At 43.2% G+C, this 18759-nt stretch carries 18 protein-coding genes; 16 read left to right on the top strand and 2 right to left on the bottom strand.

Features of this window, described 5'->3' with window-relative positions:
• Window positions 1-15: 15 nt before the first annotated feature.
• From racE to MK403_RS02570, 11 genes are all read left to right on the top strand, one after another.
• Window positions 16-810 (top strand): glutamate racemase, encoded by a 795-nt coding sequence (racE, locus tag MK403_RS02620; RefSeq protein WP_000370380.1) that lies wholly within the window; start codon window positions 16-18, stop codon window positions 808-810.
• Complete coding sequence (locus MK403_RS02615) at window positions 768-1778, top strand: nucleoside-triphosphate diphosphatase (RefSeq protein WP_009013874.1); 1011 nt, start codon at window positions 768-770, stop codon at window positions 1776-1778. Before racE ends, MK403_RS02615 begins: the two co-directional genes overlap by 43 nt.
• Window positions 1754-2275 carry a metallophosphoesterase gene (locus MK403_RS02610; RefSeq protein WP_268708876.1) on the top strand — a complete coding sequence of 174 codons (522 nt, stop codon included), beginning with the start codon at window positions 1754-1756 and terminating at the stop codon, window positions 2273-2275. Before MK403_RS02615 ends, MK403_RS02610 begins: the two co-directional genes overlap by 25 nt.
• Complete coding sequence (gene cbpB / locus MK403_RS02605; RefSeq protein WP_268708875.1) at window positions 2272-2733, top strand: cyclic-di-AMP-binding protein CbpB; 462 nt, start codon at window positions 2272-2274, stop codon at window positions 2731-2733. Before MK403_RS02610 ends, cbpB begins: the two co-directional genes overlap by 4 nt.
• Entirely contained in the window at window positions 2730-3464 is a 735-nt protein-coding gene (xerD, locus tag MK403_RS02600; protein WP_326845793.1) for a site-specific tyrosine recombinase XerD, read from the top strand. The genes cbpB and xerD overlap by 4 nt, the downstream gene beginning before the upstream one ends.
• Window positions 3464-4192 carry a segregation/condensation protein A gene (locus MK403_RS02595; RefSeq protein ID WP_000351887.1) on the top strand — a complete coding sequence of 243 codons (729 nt, stop codon included), beginning with the start codon at window positions 3464-3466 and terminating at the stop codon, window positions 4190-4192. The genes xerD and MK403_RS02595 overlap by 1 nt, the downstream gene beginning before the upstream one ends.
• An 18-nt stretch (window positions 4193-4210) precedes the next feature.
• Entirely contained in the window at window positions 4211-4780 is a 570-nt protein-coding gene (gene scpB / locus MK403_RS02590; protein ID WP_198459223.1) for an SMC-Scp complex subunit ScpB, read from the top strand.
• The gene (locus tag MK403_RS02585) at window positions 4767-5489 is read left to right on the top strand and encodes a pseudouridine synthase (protein WP_001222228.1); all 723 of its coding nucleotides are present in this window, start codon (window positions 4767-4769) and stop codon (window positions 5487-5489) included. The genes scpB and MK403_RS02585 overlap by 14 nt, the downstream gene beginning before the upstream one ends.
• Window positions 5489-5725, top strand: a complete 237-nt coding sequence (gene yidD / locus MK403_RS02580; protein WP_268708873.1) for a membrane protein insertion efficiency factor YidD — start codon at window positions 5489-5491, stop codon at window positions 5723-5725. The genes MK403_RS02585 and yidD overlap by 1 nt, the downstream gene beginning before the upstream one ends.
• Window positions 5726-5842: 117 nt before the next feature.
• Window positions 5843-6907 (top strand): glutamyl aminopeptidase, encoded by a 1065-nt coding sequence (gene pepA, locus MK403_RS02575; RefSeq protein ID WP_268708872.1) that lies wholly within the window; start codon window positions 5843-5845, stop codon window positions 6905-6907.
• Between the two features lie 20 nt (window positions 6908-6927).
• Complete coding sequence (locus tag MK403_RS02570; RefSeq protein WP_268708871.1) at window positions 6928-7224, top strand: bacteriocin immunity protein; 297 nt, start codon at window positions 6928-6930, stop codon at window positions 7222-7224.
• 92 nt (window positions 7225-7316) lie between these two features.
• On the opposite strand, the gene MK403_RS02565 is transcribed toward MK403_RS02570, so the two are convergent.
• Complete coding sequence (locus MK403_RS02565; protein ID WP_268708870.1) at window positions 7317-8948, bottom strand: Na/Pi cotransporter family protein; 1632 nt, start codon at window positions 8946-8948, stop codon at window positions 7317-7319.
• 316 nt (window positions 8949-9264) lie between these two features.
• Between MK403_RS02565 and MK403_RS02560 the strand changes: the two genes are divergently transcribed.
• Window positions 9265-14046, top strand: coding sequence for an endo-beta-N-acetylglucosaminidase (locus MK403_RS02560; protein ID WP_268708869.1), 4782 nt, complete (start codon window positions 9265-9267; stop codon window positions 14044-14046).
• A gap of 479 nt (window positions 14047-14525) precedes the next feature.
• Here the strand turns inward: MK403_RS02560 and MK403_RS02555 are convergent, their stop codons facing one another.
• Window positions 14526-14861, bottom strand: a complete 336-nt coding sequence (locus MK403_RS02555; RefSeq protein ID WP_268708868.1) for a hypothetical protein — start codon at window positions 14859-14861, stop codon at window positions 14526-14528.
• A gap of 144 nt (window positions 14862-15005) precedes the next feature.
• On the opposite strand from MK403_RS02555, the gene MK403_RS02550 reads away from it, so the two are divergent.
• The 4 genes from MK403_RS02550 (at window position 15006) to glnA (ending at window position 18686) form a co-directional block, all read left to right on the top strand.
• Window positions 15006-16205: a phosphoglycerate kinase gene (locus MK403_RS02550; protein ID WP_001096770.1), complete on the top strand. Its 1200-nt coding sequence runs from the start codon at window positions 15006-15008 to the stop codon at window positions 16203-16205.
• Between the two features lie 137 nt (window positions 16206-16342).
• Window positions 16343-16870: an FUSC family protein gene (locus tag MK403_RS02545; protein WP_268708867.1), complete on the top strand. Its 528-nt coding sequence runs from the start codon at window positions 16343-16345 to the stop codon at window positions 16868-16870.
• A gap of 76 nt (window positions 16871-16946) precedes the next feature.
• Entirely contained in the window at window positions 16947-17303 is a 357-nt protein-coding gene (gene glnR / locus MK403_RS02540; protein ID WP_000664331.1) for a transcriptional repressor GlnR, read from the top strand.
• Between the two features lie 36 nt (window positions 17304-17339).
• The gene (glnA, locus tag MK403_RS02535; RefSeq protein WP_001122886.1) at window positions 17340-18686 is read left to right on the top strand and encodes a type I glutamate--ammonia ligase; all 1347 of its coding nucleotides are present in this window, start codon (window positions 17340-17342) and stop codon (window positions 18684-18686) included.
• The last annotated feature ends 73 nt before the right edge of the window (window positions 18687-18759 follow it).

Here is an 18759-nt window from a genome sequence, read left to right as displayed (position 1 = left end):
TAGAAAGAAGACTGTATGGATAATCGACCAATTGGTTTTTTGGATTCGGGTGTCGGGGGCTTGACCGTTGTACGTGAGCTCATGCGCCAGCTTCCCCATGAAGAAATCGTCTATATTGGAGATTCGGCACGGGCGCCCTATGGTCCCCGTCCTGCTGAGCAAATCCGTGAATATACTTGGCAGTTGGTCAACTTTCTCTTGACCAAGGATGTCAAGATGATTGTCATTGCTTGTAATACTGCGACTGCGGTCGTCTGGGAAGAAATCAAGGCCCAACTAGATATTCCTGTCCTAGGTGTGATTTTGCCAGGAGCTTCGGCAGCCATCAAGTCTAGTCAAGGTGGGAAAATCGGGGTCATTGGAACACCCATGACGGTCCAATCAGACATCTATCGTCAGAAAATCCATGATCTGGATCCGGACTTACAGGTGGAGAGTTTGGCCTGTCCCAAGTTTGCCCCTTTGGTGGAGTCTGGTGCCCTGTCAACCAGTGTAACCAAGAAAGTCGTTTATGAAACCCTGCGTCCCTTGGTTGGAAAGGTGGATAGCCTGATTCTGGGTTGTACCCACTATCCGCTCCTTCGCCCCATCATCCAAAATGTCATGGGCCCCAAAGTTCAGCTCATCGATAGTGGGGCAGAGTGTGTACGGGATATCTCGGTTTTGCTTAACTATTTTGAAATCAATCGTAGCCGAGATGCGGGACCTCTTCAACATCGTTTTTACACAACAGCTAATAGCCAAAGCTTTGCTCAAATTGGTGAAGAATGGCTGGAAAAAGAGATTCATGTGGAGCATGTAACATTATGACAAACAAAATTTATGAATACAAGGACGACCAGGACTGGTATGTTGGTGTCTGGGATGTCTATGGAGGCATCTATAGCCTCATCAAAGATCCTCTCGAGCTTGATTTTATGGATTTGGCGCGGATTTTTCGTGATGAGGAAAATGGCTTTCCGATTACGATAACGGTGATGCGCTGGTCTTCTAACTTTCGTCTGCTCTCCTTTATCGTTGAGATTTTAAATGCCGAAGCAGGTCGCAATCTAGAAGTCATCCAACGTCAGCGAGCTCTGCTCTTGGTTGAAAATGGGCAACTCCTGCATGTAGAATTGCCTAAAGAAGGAGTCGATGTAGAAGCCTTCTTTGAAACTAGCAGGGTCAGAGAAACTCTGCTCATTGCGACTCGTAACGAGGGCAAGACCAAGGAATTCCGAGCTATTTTTGACAAGTTAGGCTACGATGTGGAAAATCTCAATGACTATCCAGATCTGCCTGAAGTAGCTGAAACAGGTATGACCTTTGAAGAAAATGCCCGCCTCAAGGCAGAAACCATTTCACAGTTAACAGGCAAGATGGTTTTGGCAGATGATTCTGGTCTCAAAGTAGATGTCCTCGGTGGCTTGCCAGGTGTCTGGTCAGCCCGTTTTGCTGGTGTGGGAGCAACTGACCGTGAAAACAATGCCAAACTCTTGCACGAATTGGCCATGGTCTTTGACCTCAAGGACCGTTCGGCTCAATTCCACACAACCCTAGTCGTAGCTAGTCCAAACAAGGAAAGCTTGGTGGTTGAAGCTGACTGGCCAGGTTATATTAACTTTGAACCCAAGGGGGAGAATGGTTTTGGTTATGATCCGCTCTTCCTTGTGGGAGAGACAGGTAAGTCAGCAGCTGAATTAACCCTTGAAGAAAAAAATAGCCAATCTCACCGCGCCTTAGCCGTTAAGAAACTTTTGGAGGTATTTCCATCATGGCAAAGCAAACCATCATTGTAATGAGTGATTCCCATGGCGATAGCTTGATTGTGGAAGAAATTCGTGATCGCTATCTGGGGAAAGTCGATGCCATTTTTCACGATGGTGACTCTGAACTCCGTCCAGACTCTCCGCTCTGGGAAGGCATCCATGTCGTCAAAGGCAACATGGACTTTTATGCTGGTTATCCAGAACGTTTGGTGACTCGACTTGGTCCGACCAAAATCATCCAGACCCATGGACACTTGTTTGATATCAATTTCAACTTTCAAAAGTTGGACTACTGGGCTCAGGAAGAAGATGCCGATATCTGTCTCTATGGTCACTTGCATGTGCCAAATGCTTGGATGGAAGGCAAGACACTCTTTTTAAATCCAGGCTCCATCAGCCAACCACGAGGGACTATCAGAGAATGTCTCTATGCCCGTGTAGAGATAGAAGACAGCTATTTCAAAGTGGACTTTTTGACACGTGACCATGAGGTTTATCCAGGCTTGTCCAAGGAGTTTACTCGATGATTGCCAAGGAATTTGAAGCATTTTTATTGGAACAGGAAGAGACTTTTCTCACCCCTGCTGAGAATCTAGCAGCCTTGATTGATACCCATAACGCTGATCATGCAATTTTGGTGCTGAGCCAAATCACCTATACCCGTATCCCTGTTGTGACCTTTGACAAACGCTTTGTCGGAACCATTGGCCTGAGAGATATTTTGGCTTATCAAATGGAGCAAGGTTTGACAGATGAACAGATGGCAATGACAGATATCGTCAATATGACCAAGACAGATGTGGCAGTTGTCGCTCCAGACTATAACATCACAGAGGTCCTCCATAAACTGGTGGATGAACCCTTCTTGCCAGTGGTAGATGATGAAGAGATTTTTCAAGGAATCATCACGCGCAAGTCTATCCTCAAGGCCGTTAATGCCCTCTTGCATGACTTTAGTAAGGAATATGAGATTCGATGCAAATGAGAGATAGGATTTCAGACTTTTTAGAGGAAAAACAGGGCTTGTCTGCCAATTCCAAGCAGTCCTATAAGTATGATCTGGAGCAATTTTTAGACATTGTGGGTGAGCGGATTTCTGAGACCAGTCTCAAGATTTACCAAGGCCAGCTAGCCAATCTAAAAATCAGCGCCCAGAAGCGGAAACTTTCGGCCTGTAACCAATTTCTCTACTTTCTCTACCAAAAAGGAGAGGTGGACAGCTTTTATCGTTTGGAATTAGCCAAACAAGCTGAAAAGCAGACTGAAAAGCCAGAACTGTTAGACCTAGAGTCTTTTTGGCAGGAAAGTAATTACCCAGAAGGACGCTTGCTGGCGCTTCTTATCTTGGAAATAGGGCTCTTACCAAGTGAGATTTTAACCCTTAAGGTTGCGGATATCAATCTGGATTTTCAGGTGTTGCGAATTAACAAGGCTTCCCAACAGAGGATTGTCACCATACCCACGACCTTGATTCCAGAGCTAGAACCCTTGATGGGACAAACCTATCTCTTTGAAAGGGGAGGGAAAGCCTATTCTCGTCAGTGGGCCTTTCGTCAGCTGGAGTCCTTTGCCAAGGAGAAAGGTTTCTCAACCTTATCAGCCCAAGCCTTGCGGGAACAGTTCATTCTAAGACAGATAGAAAACAAGGTCGATTTGTACGAAATTGCAAAAAAACTAGGATTAAAAACAGTCCTGACCTTAGAAAAATATAGATAATGGATATTAAATTAAAAGATTTTGAAGGGCCCCTGGACCTGCTCTTGCACTTGGTTTCTAAGTATCAGATGGATATTTACGATGTACCCATTACAGAAGTTATCGAACAGTATCTAGCTTATGTCTCAACTCTGCAGGCCATGCGTCTGGAAGTGACGGGCGAGTATATGGTCATGGCTAGTCAGCTGATGCTGATCAAGAGTCGCAAGCTCTTGCCAAAGGTAGCAGAAGTGACAGACTTAGAGGATGACCTAGAGCAGGACCTTCTCTCCCAAATCGAAGAATACCGCAAGTTCAAGCTCTTGGGTGAGCACTTGGAGGCTAAGCACCAAGATCGGGCCCAGTACTATTCCAAAGCGCCAACAGAGTTGATTTACGAGGATGCGGAGCTTGTGCATGACAAGACGACCATTGACCTCTTTTTGGCTTTTTCAAATATTCTAGCCAAGAAAAAAGAGGAATTCGCTCAGAATCACACGACCATTTTGCGGGATGAGTATAAGATTGAGGATATGATGGTCATCGTAAAAGAGTCCTTGACTGGACGAGACCAGTTGCGCTTGCAGGATTTGTTCAAGGAAGCCCAGAATGTTCAAGAGGTTATTACCCTCTTTTTGGCAACCCTAGAGTTAATCAAAACTCAGGAACTGATCCTCGTTCAAGAGGAGAGTTTCGGAGATATCTATCTCATGGAAAAGAAGGAAGAAAATCAAGAGGCACAAAGCTAGACTTGATAGAGAGGAAAGATGAGTACTTTAGCAGAAATAGAAGCGCTCTTGTTTGTAGCAGGTGAAGATGGGATTCGAGTTCGTCAGTTGGCTGAACTACTCTCACTTCCACCGACAGGCATCCAACAGAGTTTAGAAAAATTAGCCCAGAAGTATGAAAAAGACCAAGATTCGAGCTTGTCCCTGATCGAGACAGGTGGTGCATACAGATTGGTCACCAAGCCTCAATTTGCAGAGATTTTGAAGGAATACTCCAAGGCGCCTATCAACCAGAGTTTGTCTCGGGCTGCTCTTGAGACCTTGTCCATCATTGCCTACAAGCAGCCTATCACGCGGATAGAAATTGATGCTATTCGTGGGGTCAACTCGAGTGGAGCCTTGGCAAAGTTGCAGGCTTTTGAATTGATAAGAGAAGATGGGAAAAAAGAAGTTCTTGGGCGCCCAAACCTTTATGTAACTACGGATTATTTCCTAGATTACATGGGAATTAACCATTTGGAAGAACTGCCAGTGATTGATGAGCTTGAGATTCAAGCCCAAGAAAGCCAATTATTTGGTGAAAGGATAGAAGAAGATGAGAATCAATAAGTATATTGCCCACGCAGGTGTGGCCAGTAGGAGAAAAGCAGAAGAGTTGATCAAGCAAGGCTTGGTAACCGTCAACGGACAGGTAGTACGTGAACTCGCAACCACCATCAAGTCTGGTGACAAGGTCGAAGTTGAAGGTCAGCCTATCTACAACGAAGAAAAGGTATACTATCTGCTTAATAAACCACGTGGAGTGATTTCCAGTGTGACAGACGACAAGGGACGCAAGACTGTTGTGGACCTCTTGCCCAATGTCAAAGAGCGCATCTACCCAGTTGGACGTTTGGACTGGGATACATCAGGTGTCTTGATTTTGACCAATGATGGTGATTTTACGGATGAGATGATTCACCCCCGTAATGAGATTGACAAGGTCTATGTCGCGCGTGTTAAAGGTGTGGCCAATAAGGATAATCTCCGTCCCTTGACCCGTGGCCTTGAGATTGATGGCAAGAAAACCAAGCCAGCTGTCTATGAGATTCTCAAAGTGGATCCAGTCAAAAATCGCTCTGTGGTACAGTTGACTATCCATGAAGGACGCAACCATCAGGTTAAAAAGATGTTTGAAGCCGTCGGTCTTCAAGTGGATAAGTTGTCTCGGACACGTTTTGGACACTTAGACTTGACAGGTCTTCGTCCAGGAGAATCCCGTCGCCTTAATAAAAAAGAAATCAGCCAACTACACACTATGGCTGTAACCAAGAAATAATGAAACAAATCTTAATAGCGCCAGTACGCTTTTACCAACGTTTTATCTCACCAGCCTTTCCACCCTCTTGTCGCTTTGAGCCTACTTGTTCCAACTACATGATTCAGGCTATTGAAAAACATGGCTTTAAGGGTGTCTTGATGGGGTTGGCTCGAATTTTCCGATGCCATCCTTGGTCGCCAATAGGAAAAGATCCTGTCCCAGACCACTTTTCCCTCAGACGAAATCATAAATAAAACGAATTACAATGGTGATTCGTTTTTTTCATAAGCAGTTTCAAGTTGGAATGATGATTTCCACTACCCTTCTCCTATAAAAAGTGGTAAAATGGAGGACAGAAAGAAGGAACTGATATGACAACATTATTTTCAAAAATCAAAGAAGTAACAGAGCTTGCTGCAATCTCAGGTCATGAAGCGCCTGTCCGGACTTATCTTCGTGAAAAGTTGACACCGCACGTGGATGAAGTAGTGACAGATGGCTTGGGTGGTATTTTTGGTATCAAGCATTCGGAAGCTACCGATGCACCCCGTGTTTTGGTCGCTTCTCACATGGATGAAGTTGGTTTTATGGTCAGCGAGATTAAGCCAGATGGTACCTTCCGTGTCGTTGAAATCGGTGGCTGGAACCCTATGGTGGTTAGTAGCCAACGCTTTAAACTCTTTACTCGTGATGGTCGTGAAATTCCTGTGATTTCAGGCTCTGTTCCTCCACATTTGACACGTGGAACAGGTGGACCAACCATGCCAGCTATTTCGGATATCATTTTTGATGGTGGTTTTGTGGACAAGGCTGAGGCAGAAAGTTTTGGAATCCGTCCTGGTGACACGATTGTCCCTGATAGTACAGCTATCTTGACAGCCAATGAAAAAAATATCATCTCTAAAGCTTGGGACAACCGCTACGGTGTTCTTATGGTTAGCGAACTAGCTAAAGCCTTGTCAGGTCAAAAACTGGGAAATGAGCTCTATCTTGGTTCTAACGTCCAAGAAGAGGTCGGTCTTCGTGGTGCTCATACTTCTACAACTAAGTTTGACCCAGAAGTCTTTCTCGCAGTTGACTGCTCACCTGCTGGTGATGTCTATGGTGGCCAAGGCAAGATTGGGGATGGAACCTTGATTCGCTTCTACGATCCAGGTCACTTGCTCCTCCCAGGTATGAAGGATTTCCTTTTGACAACAGCTGAAGAAGCTGGCATCAAGTACCAATACTACTGTGGAAAAGGTGGAACAGACGCTGGCGCAGCTCATCTGAAAAATGGTGGTGTACCATCTACAACTATCGGTGTCTGTGCCCGTTATATCCATTCTCACCAAACTCTCTACGCGATGGATGACTTCCTAGAAGCCCAAGCTTTCTTGCAAGCCTTGGTGAAAAAATTGGACCGTTCAACGGTTGATTTGATTAAAAATTATTAAACATAAGGGAGGTGGTCAGGATGGCAGAACCAAACCTAGAAAGCCTTATAAGAGATCTCTACAACCATGCTCGTCAGGGTTTGAGTGAAGATTTAGTTGCTGCTCTCCTAGAGACTGCTAAAAAACTGCCTACCACTAATGAGCAATTATTAGCAGTCCGTCTCTCAGGACTTGTCAATCGTGAATTGCTCACTAATCCCAGACACCCAGCACCTGAATTGATCAATTTGGCGCGCTTTATCAAAAGAGAAGAAGCCAAGTACAGAGGCACTGCAGTTTCTGCTATTATGTTTGGAGAGCTCTTTAAAATGCTTTGATTCCACTGTGAATCAAAGTATTTTTTATATGTCAGAAAAGACATTCTTGATTAAGAGAAAAAGCCATCCTATTCAGGATAGCTTTTTGGTTATTAGATTTGTTCAGCGATGACCTTTTCAGCTAGGTTCATAGCGTGGTCAGATACACGAGTGTAGTGAGAAATGATGTCGATAAAGTTGACCCCAGCTTGTGTTGAGCACTCACCCTTGTTAAGGCGTTTGATGTGGGTTTTTCTGAGAATGCGTTCCATATTGTTGATTTCTTTATGGCGTTCAATCAGACTTTGAGCTTTTTCGATATCATTGTTTTCCACACTATCAAGGGCATCTTTGATAAATGCAGTTGTTGCTTCATAAATCTCAGCTAACTCCTCCAAAGCTGCTTCAGAGAAATGAACATCCTTGCGTTGGAGGTAGTCTGTTAGGTTGAGCAAGCCTTCTGCGTGGTCCCCAATCCGTTCCAAATCACGAGATGAATCAAGGATGTTAGTCAACACTTCGCTTTCCTTTTGGCTCAAGGATTCGCTTGAAAGTCTGATGAGGTAACGAGTGAGTTTTTCATCAATGGTGTTGATGGCTTCCTCTGTCTTGTGCCCTTTTTCAGCTACCTTTTCATCCAAACCGATGATATAGTTATAAGAAAGGTCAAAAGCTTTGGCTGCATAGTTCCCCAAGTGCAAGAGTTCTTTTTTAGCATTTCCAAGAGCGATAGAAGGAGATTGTTGGATAAGTTGTTCGTCGAGATAAAGGGGCTCGTACTTGACAACCTCGTCTTCACCAGGGATGAGCTTAGTTACAAAATAGGCCAAGGCTCCGATGAATGGAAATTGTACAATGGTGTTACTTACGTTAAAGGCACCGTGCGAGAAGGCAATCGTCATCTCAGGTGAGAGGTGAAGGAGTGCCTGGAAGTACTCGATCATAGCAGTGAAGGGGCCTAATAAGATTAAGCAAAGAATAGTCCCTAGAACGTTAAAGGTAACGTGGGTTGCTGCAACGCGCTTTGCAGAGACATTGGCTCCAGCTGCCGCGATGATAACGGTTAGGGTTGTTCCGATATTATCCCCGAAGAGAACTGGTAGTGAACCTTTAAGGTCAAGGAAGTTACCTGCATAGAGTCCTTGTAGAATCCCGATAGTTGCAGAAGAGGCCTGAATGAGGACGGTAATCACCGCACCAGCTACCACTCCTAAAATAGGATTTTGCCCCAAGGTTACCATATATTCCTTGAATTGTGGTAAATCTTTAAGCGGGCTCATACCGGCACTGATGAGGTTGAGGGCGTAGAAGATTCCCCCGACACCAAAAAGGATGCGCCCGATATTATTTGCTGTTCGATTTTTTGTAAAGAAGAGGAACATGGTTCCAAGGAAAATCAAGGGCAAAGCATACTCACCCAGTTTGAAACCGATGATAAAGGAAGTAACAGTGGTTCCAATATTGGCTCCCATGATAATTCCGATAGCTTGTCTAAGAGTTAGAAGACTAGCGCTGACCAGCCCAACCGTGATAACTGTAACCCCTGTACTTGACTGAATGAGGGCAGTCACGACAATCCCGACTAGGACACCTAAAAAGGGATTGCTGGTATACTTGTCAATGTAAAAACGAAGGCGATCTCCAGCAGCTTGTTGCAAACCGTCTCCCATGGTCTTGATACTGTATAAAAACAGTCCTAGACCTCCTAAAAAGTGAAATAAAATTTCCTGCCAATTAATGGACATTTCTTTTTCCTCCGAAAAATAATCGCGGAATTTCTCCTATTCTATTTTAAAGGATAAAAGTAAATCCCACAAGTGTTTTCTTGATATTTTAGTAAGAAATCGCTAACTTTTTTAAATTTCTTCCTTAAATAGAGTTCTTACCTCAAGTATAAATGCCTGCAAGGATTATATCCAAATTAAACTGTTTCTTATCCTAGTTATAGTTTTTTTATCAAAAAGATTGACAACGTTTTCATGTGAGATAGAATGAAGATAATCCTGTTCTGATGCTTGATTGTGGGAACAGTTACTTTTTTTGTTCTATTAGGAGGATAAGATGAAAGATCTATTTTTTGAAAAACGTTGCCGTTACAGTATTCGTAAGTTGTCAATCGGGGCTTGTTCCTTGATGATTGGTTCAGCTCTATTTGCGAGCCCAGCTCTTGCGGAACAGGTCGCTGTCCCTGAAACAGCTGCAAACACGAGCGCTCAAGTTACAAGTGCGAGTGAAACAGCTAAACCAAACACCGCAGCTATCGAAAAACAATTATCGGAAACTGAAAACAAAGTAGCTGAGCAACCAATTTCAGAAAACACTCCAGCAATAACGGATCTGGTTAATGAAAAAGAAGAAGCGAAGCCAGCTCTGACAGAAAAAGCTGAAAAACCTGCTCAACCAACTGAAAAAGAAGAAGTCAAACCAGAGGGGGCTTCTCAAGTAGCTGACAATAAAGCAGATAAACCGACTCTAGCAGACGTTCCTAAAAACGAAGAAAAGAGTCTCCGACCAAAAGAAATCAAATTTGATACATGGGAAGATTTGTTGAAATGGGAACCGGGTGCGCGTGAGGATGATCCCATTAACCGTTCTTCTGTTGAACTCGCTAAGCGCCACAGAGGTCAGTTGGTTAACGAAAAAGCAAGCAGAAGAGCCAAGGTTCAGGCGCTAGCGAATACCAACTCAAAGGCTAAAGACCACGCTTCTGTTGGTGGCGAAGAATTCAAGGCCTATGCTTTTGACTACTGGCAATACTTGGATTCAATGGTCTTCTGGGAAGGCCTAGTCCCTACTCCAGATGTCATTGATGCAGGCCACCGCAACGGAGTTCCCGTTTATGGAACACTTTTCTTCAACTGGTCAAATAGCATTGCCGACCAAGAAAAATTTGCGGCTGCCTTAAAGCAAGATGAAGATGGCACTTTCCCAATTGCACGCAAACTCGTTGATCTCGCTAAGTACTATGGATTTGATGGTTACTTCATTAACCAAGAAACAACGGGGGAATTGGTAGAACCTCTTGGTGAAAAGATGCGCCAATTCATGCTCTATACAAAAGAATACGCAGCCAAAGTCAACCATCCAATCAAGTATGCTTGGTACGATGCCATGACCTACAAATATGGTCGTTACCACGAGGATGGTCTTGGTGATTACAACTACCAGTTTATGCAAAAAGAAGGAGACAAGGTCCCTGCGGATCAATTCTTTGCTAACTTCAACTGGAATAAGGAAAAGAATGACCATTCTGTAGAGATGGCAAAATGGCTAGAACGTAGCCAATATGATGTCTTTGCAGGCTTGGAATTGCAACAAGGTGGTTCTTATAAGACCAAAGTCAAATGGGATGCCCTCTTAGATGAAAAAGGCAAGTTGCGTTTGTCACTTGGACTCTTTGCACCAGATACGATTACCAGTCTAGGAAAAACAGGCGAAGACTACCACAAGAACGAAGACATCTTCTTTACAGGTTACCAAGGAGATCCGACAGCTCAAAAACCAGCGGACAAAGAGTGGTATGGGATTGCCAATTTAGTTGCTGACCGTACACCAGCAGTAGGTCGAACCTTCACTACCTCTTTTAATACAGGTCATGGTAGAAAATGGTTTGTAGACGGCAAAGTTTCTAAGGATTCTGAGTGGAACTACCGTTCGGTTTCAGGTGTCTTACCAACATGGCGTTGGTGGCAGACTTCGACGGGGGGAAAACTCCATGCAGAATATGATTTTACAGATGCCTATAATGGTGGGAACTCCCTTAAATTCTCAGGTGATGTAGCTGGCAAGACGGACCAGGATGTGAGACTTTATTCTACTAAGCTAGAAGTAACAGAGAAAACCAAACTTCGTGTTGCCCACAAGGGAGGAAAAGGCTCGAAAGTTTATATGGCCTTCTCTACGACTCCAGATTACAAATTTGAGGATGCAGACGCATCGAAAGAACTGACTCTTTCTGATAACTGGACAAATGAAGAATTTGACCTTGGCTCACTAGCAGGTAAAACCATCTATGCAGTCAAACTCTTCTTCGAACATGAAGGAGCTGTAAAAGATTATCAGTTCAACTTAGGTCAATTAACAATTTCAGACAATCACCAAGCACCACAAGCGCCGACGGGACTTTCTGTTGTGAAACAATCTCTCAAGAATGCCCAAGAAGCTGAAGCGGTGGTCCAGTTTGCGGGTAACCAAGATGCAGATTTCTATGAAGTCTACGAAAAAGATGGGGATAACTGGCGTTTGTTAACAGGATCATCTGCTTCCACTATCTACTTGCCAAAAGTTAGCCGTTCTGCTAATGCGACTGGTACAACACAAGAATTAAAAGTCGTTGCAGTTGGTAAAAATGGACTTCGTTCTGAGGCGGCGACAGCATCCTTTAACTGGGGGATGACAGTTCAGGATACGACTCTCCCAAGACCTTTAGCTGAAAATATTGTTCCAGGTGCAACGGTTATTGGTAGCACTTTCCCAAATACTGAAGGTGGAGAAGGCATTGAAGGTATGTTGAACGGTACCATTACTAGCTTGTCAGATAAGTGGTCTTCAGCTCAGTTGATCGGTAGTGTGGATATTCGTTTGACCCAACCACGTCGTGTTGTTAGATGGGTCATGGATCATGCGGGAGCTGGTGGTGAGTCTGTTAACGACGGTTTGATGAACACCAAGGACTTTGATCTTTACTACAAGGATACAGATGGTGAGTGGAAACTAGCTAAGGAAGTCCGTGGCAATAAAGCGCACGTTACGGATATCACTCTTGACAAACCAATCACCGCCCAAGACTGGCGTTTGCATGTCATTACATCTGATAACGGAACACCTTGGAAGGCCATTCGTATCTACAACTGGAAGATGTACGAAACCTTGGACACAGAAAGTCAAAATATTCCAATGGCTAAGGTAGCTGCCCGTTCACTTGGAAACCATCAAGTTCAACTAGGCTTCTCTGATGTTCCAGCAGGCGCGACCATCACCGTTTACGACAAGGCAGATTCACAAACACCAATTGCAACTTTGAAGTCTGAAAATGGTGGCGACCTAGCAACAGCACCATTAGCCTTTGACAAGCAACCAAATCTCCTCTATTATCGTACCCAACTACCTGGCAAAGAAATCAGTAACACCTTGGCAGTAGCGATTCCGCAGGATGAAAGAAAAATTAAATCTGTTAGTCTTGAAAAAGGACCTAAGAAGATAGTTTATAAAGAAGGAGAAAAACTGGACCTCAGAGGCGGAACACTCCGCGTTCAATACGAAGGGGGACAAGCTGACGAGCTGATTAACCTTACTCACTCAGGTGTGACGGTATCTGGGTACGACGCTCATCAAAAAGGGGAACAGAAGCTCACAGTCAGCTATCTTGGACTTCCAGTAAGCGGTGACTTGAAGGTACAAGTAACAGGTCAAGATGAAGGGAAGCCGAAAGAAGTAGCAGGTCTGTATATTACTCAGAAACCGAAAACGGACTATCTAGTAGGAGAACAACTGGATCTTGCAGAAGGTCGCTTCGGCGTTCTCTATGATGATGAGACAGAAGAGACTCACAGCTTTACTGATAAAGGTGTTGAAATTACGGGATACGATGCTCAAAAGACTGGTCGTCAGACCTTGACCTTGCATTACAAGGGGCACACCGCTGAGTTTGATGTTTTGGTTTCTCCAAAAGCAGCTGTCAATGATGAGTACCTCAAACAAGAAATCACTGCTGCCAAAGGCCGTCAGTCAACCCTTGCCTACACCTTCTCAAGTGAGGACAAACAAGAAGCGTTAGTAGAGAAGCTCAATGCTGCGAAAGCTGTTGCTGAAAACCATGATGCCAGTCAGGAAGAAGTCAACAAAGCCTTGAATGAATTGAAACAAGCTGGAGCGGACTTGGATGGAAATCAACGTTATCAAACTGCTAGAGAAGAATTGGAAGGCTTGCTCGAATCCGTCCGTGAAAAAGATTCTCAAGATGAGTTGATTGCCCAAGCTGAAGCTTTGTTAGCTCTACAAAATCCAACTCCACAAGCTTTTGTGGACATGAAAGAAAAGCTGAATAAGAAACTAGCTCCTGCAGAAGAAAGTCACCACGTTGGCAGCATGGATCCTAACGAAGGAGCTCCTACAGTAGAGGCTTTGCCTGAACTGGTTGTTGAAACAGAAACAAAATCCTTTGAACGCCAAGAACGTGATACTCCAGACCTTCTTAAAGGTCAACGTCGTCTTGTTCAAGCTGGAGTCGAGGGTCAAATCCGTCACCTAATCGAAGTAGATACCCAGGGTAATCGCACTCTTCGCTCAACAGAAGTCCTGAAAGAAACTCTTCCAGAAATTGTTGAAATTGGTACAAAAGTTCTGTCAAGCAACCAACCGGCCGAGGGAGTAAAAGACCTAGTTTTAGAAGTTCCGAAACTAGAAATTGAAGAGGATACAGTTGTCTTCAATCGTCAAGAGCGACCAAATGCAAGTCTTCTAAAAGGTCAACGTCAACTTGTCCAAAAAGGAGAGGAAGGTCAAATTCGTCGTCTTGTAGAAGTAGATGCTCAAGGCAAACGGACCCTTCGTTCGACTGAAGTTGTCAAGGAAGCTCTCCCAGAAATTACCGAAGTTGGAACGAAAGAAGTGGCGCCAAGTCCAGATAAACCTCATGCTGATACCCTCTCTAAAGAGCAAAAGGGACTTCCAGTTACACCAAGTACAAATGCTCCAACTGCAGAAGTGCCTGTCAAAGGTGAAGCTGCAAGCAAACAACTGCCAAATACAGGAGTAGAAACAGATGCTAGTCTAGTAGCGCTTGGACTTCTTGGAGTTTTAAGTGCTTATGGACTTGTAGTTTGGAAGAAAAAAGAAGATTAAGCGACTCAAGATTTCTTGATTCGTTTGATGGAAAAATAAAAAAAGATTTGATTCTAACTAGAATCAAATCTTTTTTGAGTTTAAGAAGTGAAAATCTTGTTGGGGATTTAAAATGCGTTCCAAATGAATAGGAAGATAAAAATACAACCCCAAGCGTTGCCTGTTCTCTTTTGAATGATGAGCATACCATAAATCAAGATAAAAACAGACAAGGCCTCTACAATGGCATGGAGATGAAAGCCAATCATCCCATGGATCATCAGACAGATTAGAGCACAAGTTAGGGCTCCGTAATCAAGCCAAGTATGATGTGATGGAAAGCGACAGTTGATTTTGTTTGCAATGACAACATAATTAAAACCTTCCCAGAATCCCCAAACAAGAGCAGTGAAGAGAAAGCCCAAGACATTTGTAGGGAAAGGACTTGTGAGAATTTCTTTGGCAATGAGGATGGATTGAAAAGGGAGATAGGAATGAATCTACCCTCTACTGATGAGAAAAAGAAGTAAGGGGAGACAGATAGTAGCCGTCTGAATGAGGGTTGGGAGGAAGTGTTTAGCTAGCAAACCATATTGTTTCCAGCTTTCTTTTCTTCGAATCATTACCACGCTCGTCCCCAATCCAGCAACACAAAACTGAAGAGTTGCGAGAAAAAGAAGACGAATCCAGATAGGAAACTCTGTTTGGTGAGAGAAATCAAGTATTTGTTTTTGGAAAAGGGCATATCCTATAAACGAAAGAATTGTCAAAATGGCAATGATATTGAGGTCTTGATCGGCTTCTTTTTGCTTAACTGTTAGAGTATTTTTCATCATTTAGAGCTCCTTATCTTATCTCTTATTATAAAATAATAAGAAATAAAGGGCAATAAAGAACAAGAAAAGTTTAGGGTTTTTCTATCTCTTTTGCTGATTTTGTGATATAATTAACACGTATAAAAAAAGAAGGAGTCATATCTAATGGCAAAATTGACTGTTAAAGACGTTGACTTGAAAGGGAAAAAAGTTCTCGTTCGTGTTGACTTCAACGTTCCTGTTAAAGATGGCGTGATTACCAATGACAACCGTATCACTGCAGCTCTTCCAACTATCAAGTACATCCTTGAACAAGGTGGACGTGCAATCCTCTTCTCTCACCTTGGACGTGTAAAAGAAGAAGCAGACAAAGAAGGTAAATCACTTGCTCCTGTAGCTGCTGACTTGGCTGCTAAATTGGGACAAGAAGTTAAATTTATCCCAGGTGTTACACGCGGTGCTGAATTGGAAGCCGCTGTTAACGCTCTTGAAGATGGACAAGTTCTCTTGGTTGAAAACACTCGTTTCGAAGATGTTGATGGCAAGAAAGAATCTAAAAACGATCCTGAACTTGGTAAATACTGGGCATCACTTGGAGATGGCATCTTCGTAAACGATGCATTCGGTACAGCTCACCGTGCACACGCATCTAACGTTGGTATCTCAGCAAACGTTGAAAAAGCAGTTGCTGGATTCCTTCTTGAAAACGAAATTGCCTACATCCAAGAAGCGGTTGAAGCTCCAGAACGTCCATTCGTGGCTATCCTTGGTGGTTCAAAAGTTTCAGACAAGATCGGTGTTATCGAAAACTTGCTTGAAAAAGCTGATAAAGTCCTTATCGGTGGTGGGATGACTTACACATTCTACAAAGCGCAAGGTATCGAAATCGGTAACTCACTTGTAGAAGAAGACAAATTGGATGTCGCTAAAGCTCTTCTTGAAAAAGCAAACGGTAAATTGATCTTGCCAGTTGACTCAAAAGAAGCAAACGCATTTGCGGACTATACTGAAGTGAAAGACACTGAAGGTGAAGCAGTTGATCCAGGCTTCCTTGGATTGGATATCGGTCCTAAATCTATCGCTAAATTCGACGAAGCTTTGACTGGTGCGAAAACAGTTGTATGGAACGGACCTATGGGTGTATTTGAAAACCCTGACTTCCAAGCTGGTACAATCGGTGTGATGGATGCTATCGTGAAACAACCAGGCGTGAAATCAATCATCGGTGGTGGTGACTCAGCTGCCGCAGCGATCAACCTTGGTCGCGCAGACAAGTTCTCATGGATCTCTACTGGTGGTGGAGCATCAATGGAACTTCTTGAAGGTAAAGTATTGCCAGGATTGGCTGCACTTACAGAAAAATAATCTTTCGTAAATGAAACGATGAAAAGAGGAACTTTGTTTCCTCTTTTTCTTGTAGCTTGAATTAAAAACGTTTCCGATTGATTTTGGCTCATAAAATCAACTAAATTATGATAAAATGGAAATAGAAAGTTGAGATTATGGGTTATTTTAAAAAATATAAATTTGATAAGTCACAGTTCAAGCTTGGTCTACGAACCTTTAAAACCGGAATTGCTGTTTTTCTAGTTCTCTTAATCTTTGGTTTTTTTGGCTGGAAGGGACTGCAAATCGGGGCTTTGACAGCGGTCTTCAGTCTACGAGAAAGTTTTGATAAGAGCGTCCATTTTGGAACTTCGCGTATCTTAGGAAACAGTATCGGAGGTTTTTACGCCCTTGTCTTTTTCCTTTTAAATACCTTATTTCAAGAAGCCTTTTGGGTAACCTTATTAGTTGTGCCAATTTGCACCATGTTAACCATTATGACAAATGTTGCCATGAACAACAAGGCAGGAGTTATTGGTGGTGTAGCGGCTATGTTAATCATTACTCTATCAATACCGAGCGGAGAAACATTTTTGTACGTGTTTGCTCGTGTATTTGAAACTTTTATGGGTGTTTTTGTGGCAATACTCGTAAATTATGATATTGATCGCTTCAGAAATCTTTTTGAGAAAAAAAGAAAATAATGTTATATTTTGTGACATTATCAATTGACGTATGTCTTTTTTTAGACTATAATAGACAGAAAGAAGGAAATTGTAAATGAAGGAAAGAGAATTTCGCCGAAATATGGCTGTTTTTCCTATCGGCAGTGTGATGAAGTTGACCGATCTATCGGCGCGTCAGATTCGTTATTATGAAGATCAAGAGTTGATAAAGCCTGATCGAAACGAAGGGAACCGTCGCATGTATTCTTTGAATGACATGGATCGTTTGCTTGAAATCAAAGATTATATCTCTGAAGGTTTCAATATCGCTGCCATTAAGAAGAAATATGCTGAACGTGAGGCGAAATCCAAGAAAGCAGTGAGCCCAACGGAAGTGCGTCGTGCGCTTCATAATGAGCTCCTCCAACAGGGACGCTTTGCTTCAGCACAGTCGCCTTTTGGTCGCGGTTAGGCAACCGCAAGTAGTCATACATTAAGGAGAAAAACCATGCCAATCACAGCTGCAGATATTCGTCGTGAAGTCAAGGAAAAAAATGTTACCTTTATTCGTCTCATGTTTTCAGATATTCTGGGAACCATGAAAAACGTCGAAATTCCTGCTACAGATGAACAGTTAGACAAGGTCTTGTCAAATAAAGCCATGTTTGATGGCTCTTCTATTGAAGGTTTTGTACGTATTAATGAGTCAGATATGTACTTGTACCCAGACTTGGATACATGGACAGTCTTTCCTTGGGGAGATGAAAACGGAAGTGTTGCAGGTTTGATCTGTGATGTCTATACAACAGAAGGTGAGCCCTTTGCAGGTGACCCTCGTGGTAATTTGAAGCGTGCGCTTCGTCATATGGAAGAAGTAGGATTCAAATCCTTCAACCTTGGGCCAGAACCAGAATTCTTCCTCTTTAAGCTGGATGAAAATGGCGATCCAACTCTTGAGGTAAATGACAAGGGTGGCTACTTCGACTTGGCCCCTACTGACCTTGCAGACAATACGCGTCGTGAAATCGTAAATGTCTTGACCAAAATGGGATTTGAAGTAGAAGCGAGTCACCACGAGGTTGCGGTTGGACAACATGAAATTGACTTCAAGTATGATGAAGTCCTCCGTGCCTGTGATAAGATTCAAATCTTTAAACTCGTTGTTAAAACCATTGCTCGCAAACATGGTCTTTATGCTACCTTTATGGCGAAACCAAAATTTGGTATTGCTGGATCAGGTATGCACTGCAATATGTCCTTGTTTGATGCAGAAGGAAATAATGCCTTCTTTGATCCAAATGATCCAAAAGGAATGCAGTTGTCTGAAACGGCCTACCATTTCCTTGGTGGTTTGATCAAGCATGCTTATAACTATACTGCCATCATGAACCCAACAGTTAACTCATACAAACGTTTGGTTCCAGGTTATGAAGCGCCTGTTTACATTGCTTGGGCAGGTCGTAACCGCTCTCCGCTAGTTCGTGTACCGGCTTCACGTGGTATGGGAACTCGTCTTGAGTTGCGTTCGGTAGACCCAATGGCAAACCCATACATCGCGATGGCAGTTCTTTTGGAAGTTGGTTTGCACGGTATTGAAAATAAAATCGAAGCACCAGCTCCGATTGAAGAAAATATCTACATCATGACAGCAGAAGAGCGTAAGGAAGCTGGTATTACAGACCTTCCATCAACTCTTCACAACGCTTTGAAAGCTCTGACTGAAGATGAAGTTGTCAGAGCGGCTCTTGGAGAACATATCTATACTAGTTTCCTTGAAGCCAAACGAATCGAATGGGCAAGTTATGCAACCTTCGTTTCACAATGGGAAATTGATAATTATTTAGATCTTTACTAATACTAATATAGAAGAAAGATTGCCTGAGGGCGGTCTTTTTTTCTTGAAATTTATATCGCGATGTGATATATTT

This window comes from Streptococcus oralis (assembly GCF_026782285.1).
GTDB lineage: Bacteria > Bacillota > Bacilli > Lactobacillales > Streptococcaceae > Streptococcus > Streptococcus oralis_CG.
This window is presented reverse-complemented; position numbering and strand designations above follow the sequence as displayed.